We start from the raw sequence: 5624 nt of genomic DNA on the forward strand, positions 1-5624 counted from the left end.
TGCTGGCGACGTATGGGCAGGGTCGTGAGCGGCCGTTGTTGTTGGGGTCGGTGAAGTCGAATCTGGGGCATACGCAGGCTGCTGCGGGTGTGGCTGGTGTGATCAAGAGTGTGCTGGCGATGCGGCATGGTGTGGTGCCGGGGACGTTGCATGTGGATGTTCCGTCGTCGCATGTGGACTGGTCGGCGGGTGCGGTGGAGTTGGTGCGGGAGCCGGTGGCGTGGCCGGACGGTGACCGCCCGCGCCGCGCCGCCGTGTCCTCCTTCGGTCTCAGTGGTACCAACGCACACGTCATCCTCGAAGCCGGACCGGAGCAAGAGCCCCTTGCCGACGACAGCGGACGCGTCGTCCCCCTCGTGGTGTCGGCACGCTCGAAGGAGGCATTGGACGAGCGGATCCGGGAACTCCAGCCGTGCGAGCCGTCGGTGGATGTGGCCTACACGCTGGCGGCCGGTCGGGCTTCCTTCGCGTATCGGGCGGTGTTGCTGGCTTCGTCGGGAGGTGTTGCTGAGGCGGCGAGGGGTGTGGCGGCTGGTGGGTCGCTGGCGTTGGTGTTCTCCGGTCAGGGTGCTCAGCGTGTGGGGATGGGCCGTGAGTTGTATGGCCGTTTCCCGGTGTTCGCCCGGGCTCTGGATGAGGTTCTGGCTGAACTCGACCCCGCCCTCCGCGACGTCATGTGGGGCGATGACGAAAGCATCCTGAACCGTACGGAGTTCACGCAGCCGGCGTTGTTCGCTGTTGAGGTGGCGTTGTTCCGGCTGGTGGAGTCACTGGGTGTGCGGGCGGACTTCGTGGCGGGGCATTCGGTGGGTGAGGTCGCGGCTGCTCATGTGGCGGGTGTGTTGTCGCTGGCGGATGCGTGTGTGCTGGTGTCGGCGCGGGCGCGGTTGATGCAGGCGCTGCCCGAGGGCGGGCTGATGCTGGCGGTGGACGCCGGCGAGGACGAGGTCACCCCGTATCTCACGGAGGGTGTGTCCCTGGCGGCGGTCAACGGGCCCTCCTCGGTCGTCCTCTCCGGCATGGAGGAGGCTGTTCTGGCGGTCGCCGCCGCCCTGCCGGGCCGGCGTACCACCCGGCTGCGGGTCTCGCATGCCTTCCACTCACCGCTGATGGACCCGATGCTCGACGAGTTCGCTGCGGCGATCTCGGGTCTGCGCTGTAACGAGCCGTCCATCCCGCTCGTCTCCAACCTCACCGGGCGCCTCGTCGCTCCCGATTCGGCGGACTACTGGGTCCGTCATGTCCGTGAGACCGTCTGCTTCGCCGATGGCATCCACACCTTGACCGAGCAGGGCGTCACGCGCTTCCTGGAGATCGGGCCCGACGGCACCCTCACCGCCCTCATCGAGCAGGCCGCCCCCGAGACAGCTCTCGCGACCGCGAGCCTGCGCAAGAACCAGTCCGAGGAAGAGGCGTTGGCCGTCGCACTCGGGCAACTCTTCGTGCACGGCGTCTTCGTCGACTGGCCTGCGTACTTCGGCGGGACCGGCGCCCGCCTCGTCGACGTGCCAACCTACCCCTTCCAGCGGCAGCGCTTCTGGCCCGAGCCGACGGGCCCGGGCGCCGGCGGCGTGCGTTCCGCCGGGCTCGTGCCGGCAGGGCATCCCATGCTCGGCGCGGCGATGATGCTCGCGGACGGTGACGGCGCGGTGTTCACCGGCCTGCTCTCGCAGCAGGCGCAGCCCTGGCTCGCCGATCACACCGTGCTCGGCCGGGCTCTGGTGCCGGGTGCGGCGCTGGTCGAGCTGGTGATCCGAGCCGGCGACGAACTCGGAGCGGGACGCATCGAGGAACTGACCACGGTCGCACCGCTCGTGCTGCCCGACACAGGCGGCGTCAGGCTGCAGCTGCGGATCGGCGGTGCCGACGACGAGGGGCGGCGCACCTTCACCATGCACGGCCGGCCCGAGCGGGACGGCACCGACGGGCCGTGGACCGCGTACGCGCACGGCACGCTGACCCATACCGCTGCCGTGGATCGGGGCTTCGGCGTGGACATGTGGCCCCCGCAGGGCGCCGACCCGATCGAACTCGACGCCCATTACGACATGCTGGCGGACGCCGGATTCGACTACGGGCCCTCCTTCCGCGTTCTGCGACACGCCTGGCGGCGGGGCGACGAGGTGTTCGCCGAGGTGTCCCTGGACCCGGACACGGCGGCCGACGGCTACGGCATCCACCCGGCCCTCCTCGACGCGGTGCTGCACGCGGCGGGCTTCACGGGTGCGGGCGGCGACGAGGGTACGGCGCTGCCGTTTTCGTGGGAGGACGTGGCCCTCTTCGCCTCGGGTGCCCGCACGGCGCGCGCCCGGCTGGTGCCCACAGGGGAACGGACCGTGCACATCGCGGTCGCGGACACCGAGGGCGGGGCCGTCCTCACCGTCGGCGGACTGACCGTACGGCCCGTCGACGACGGCCAGGTGACCGGTGCCGGGTCCGCCGTCGCTCCGGATACGCTGCTGCGGACCGCGTGGACACCAGTCGGAGACTCCCCGGCCGTGGCGGCGCCCGCCGAGATCGCCGTACTCGGAGACCTGCCCGAGGATCTCGCCGGGGAACTGGCCGCGGCCGGCGTCAAGGCGGTGCCGTACGACGGACTCGCCGCCGTCGCCGAACGTCACCGCCTGGTGCTGGCCCCGCTGGGGGAATCCGGAGCCGACCCGGCCGCATCCGCCCACGCGCACGCAGGCGCGGCACTGTCCCTCGCCCGGACCTGGTCGGCCGACGAACGGTTCGCCGGGGCACGGCTCGTGGTCGTGGTCCGTGGGGCCACCACCGGGTCGGAGCCGGGTGCCGCCGCTGCCTGGGGACTGCTGCGCTCGGCGCAGAGCGAGCACCCCGGCCGCATCACCCTGCTCGACGTGCCCGGCGAACCGTCCGGCCTGGCCCGCGCCTTGAGTGTCATGGAGCCCGAAGCAGCCTTGATGGACGGCGAGGTGCTGGTGCCGCGGCTGGAGCGTGTGACCGCCGACCCCGGCGAAGGCCTGCCGACGGTGGAGGTGCCTTTCGACGACGGGGAAACCGTGCTCATCACCGGCGGCACCGGTGGCCTCGGTGCCGTCCTCGCCCGGCACCTGGTCGCCAGGCACGGCGTGCGGGACCTGCTCCTGGTGTCCCGGCGCGGCGCCGACGCCCCGCGGGCCACGGACCTCGTCGCCGAGCTGACCGGGCAGGGGGCCCGCGTCGAGGCGGTGGCCTGCGACGTCGCGGACCGGGACGCGCTCGCCGCCGTCCTGGCCGGACGGCGCGTCGGCCATGTCGTGCACGCGGCGGGCGTCCTCGACGACGGCACCGCCGCGCATCTCACGCCCGGGCGCGTCGCCGCCGTCCTGCGCCCCAAGGCCGACGCCGCCTGGCATCTGCACGAACTGCTGCCGGACGTTCGCTCGTTCACGGTCTTCTCCTCGGCCGCCGGCACCTTCGGGAACGCCGGCCAGGGCGCGTACGCCGCCGCGAACGCGTTCCTCGACGCGCTCGTGCGGCACCGTCACCGGCTCGGCCTGCCGGCCCGCTCGCTGGCCTGGGGACCGTGGCGGCAGCCCGACGGCATGGCCGGCGCGCTCACCGCACGCGATGTCGAGCGGATGCGCGCGGCCGGCTTCCCGCCGCTCAGCACCGACGAGGGCCTCGCCCTGTTCGACCGGGCCGTCTCCGCCGCCGACCCCGTGCTGCTGCCGGTGCGGATCGACGCGGCGGCGCTGCGCGCCCGTGACGACGTGCCCGCGCTGCTGCGCGGCCTGGTCCCGGTGCGACGGTCGGCGGCCCGGTCCACCGATCCGGGGCTCGTGGCACGGCTCGCGACGCTGGACGAGACCGAGGGGCGTGCGGCCGTACTGGAGTTGGTGCGCGACCGGGCCGCCCGCGTGCTCGCCCACCGGCCCGGCGGCACGACCGAGGTCGAATCGGCCCGGGCCTTCCGCGACCTCGGCTTCGACTCGCTGATGTCCGTGGAACTGCGCAACGCGCTGAGCACCGCGACGGGCCTGCGGCTGCCGGCCACGCTTGCCCTCGACCACCCGAATCCGGAGGCCGTCGCCCGGCACCTGTACACGCTGCTCGCCCCCGAGGGGGAGCGGACCGGAGCCGACGGCCTGCTGGCCGCCCTCGAACGTGTCGAGCGGTTGATCGCGGCACTGCCGCAGACTGCCGCCGACGGTGCGGGGCACCGGCAGATCGCGGGACGACTCGACGTCCTGCGCTCGCGCTGGTCCGCCCTCGCCACCTCGGCCGGGACGGCACCGGAGCAGGCCGCGAACGACCCCGAGGAGGCGGAGGAGCTCGACGTGGACAACCTGTCGGACGACGAGATGTTCGCTTTCCTCGACGACGAACTCGGCAACGGATGACCGAGGGGTGGAGAGGTTCCACTGACGTCCCCGGCCGCGCCGCGCCTAGCGTGGGTGAACCGGTACACGAACGGCGGACCAGCGGCGAGGGCCGGGTCCCTGAGCCGAAGAGGCGATGAGACGTGGGCATGGTCAAGACGGACGATGGTCCGGCCGTCGAGGTGCGTGATCTCGTGCGCGCCTATCGCGGGCGGGGCGGCGAACTCATCAGGGCCAACGACGGGTTGACGCTCAGCGTGCCGCGAGGGCAGGTGTTCGGCCTGTTCGGAGCCAACGGCGCCGGCAAGACGACGCTCGTCCTGCAGATGCTGGGGCTGGTGCGCCCCACGTCCGGCTCCGTCACCGTCAACGGCATCGACGTGGTGCGCCACCCCGAGCTGGTGAAGTCCACCGTCGGCTTCCTGCCGCAACGCGGCCTGTCGATGCGGCTGATCGAGGCCCGCCGGGCCCTGCACTACACGGGGCGGTTGCGCGGCCAGAGCGAGGCGGACGCCCGGCGCCAGACCGACGAGCTGATCGAGGAGCTCGGCCTCGGCCCCTATGCGGACCGGCAGGTGGAACGGCTCAGTGGCGGCTTGATGCGGCTGGTGAACTTCGGCATGACCCTGATGGGCCGCCCCGAGCTCATCGTCCTCGACGAGCCCACCAACGAACTCGACCCGCACAACAGGCGGTTGATCTGGGGCATCGTGCAACGCAAAGCCACCGAGGAGGGCACGACCGTCGTCCTCGTGACCCACAACGTGCTTGAGGCGGAGAAGGCCGTTCACCGTGTCGCCGTCATGCACGACGGCCGTATCACCGCCATGGGCACGCCCGGCGAACTGAAGGAGCAGACCGGCGCTCAGGCACGGTTGGAGCTGTTCGTCCGCGACGGCGGCAGTTTCACCGACGAGGAGACAGCGAGGCTCGGCCGGATCGGTGTCGTCACGCCCGGCGACCGCAGCGGCAGCTACCTCCTCACGGCGCCGCCCGACCGGATCCAGGCCCTACTGGAGGTCCTGGTCACCGACGTGGGCGTGACCCGCGTCGACGACTTCCGCTTCGCCCGTCCCACTCTGGAGGACGTCTACCTCAGCCTTGAGCCCACCCCGGTCGGTGTACAGGAGAAGCCGGCCGAGACAGAGCCGACGCCCGAGGCCACCGACCCGGCTGAGCCCGAGCCCTCGGACCCGCCTGAACCACGCCCCGGCGTCGAGCAGTTCGCCACCGTCGCTGCCTCCTCGGCCGCACCCGATGCCGTGGCACCCACGAGCACACCGCATGCCCCTGCCGGGC

Annotated in this window: 2 protein-coding genes; both read left to right on the forward strand. The window is 72.3% G+C overall.

Annotation, left to right across the window (positions count from 1 at the left end):
- Positions 1–2: 2 nt before the first annotated feature.
- Positions 3–4346 carry a type I polyketide synthase gene (locus FNH08_RS43140; protein WP_265579844.1) on the forward strand — a complete coding sequence of 1448 codons (4344 nt, stop codon included), beginning with the start codon at positions 3–5 and terminating at the stop codon, positions 4344–4346.
- A 128-nt stretch (positions 4347–4474) separates the two neighbouring features.
- Positions 4475–5624, forward strand: a 1150-nt coding sequence (locus tag FNH08_RS43145) for an ABC transporter ATP-binding protein (RefSeq protein ID WP_228034726.1), incomplete at its 3' end; no start/stop codon positions are given.

The organism is Streptomyces spongiae, from assembly GCF_009377185.1.
GTDB classification, from domain to species: domain Bacteria; phylum Actinomycetota; class Actinomycetes; order Streptomycetales; family Streptomycetaceae; genus Streptomyces; species Streptomyces spongiae.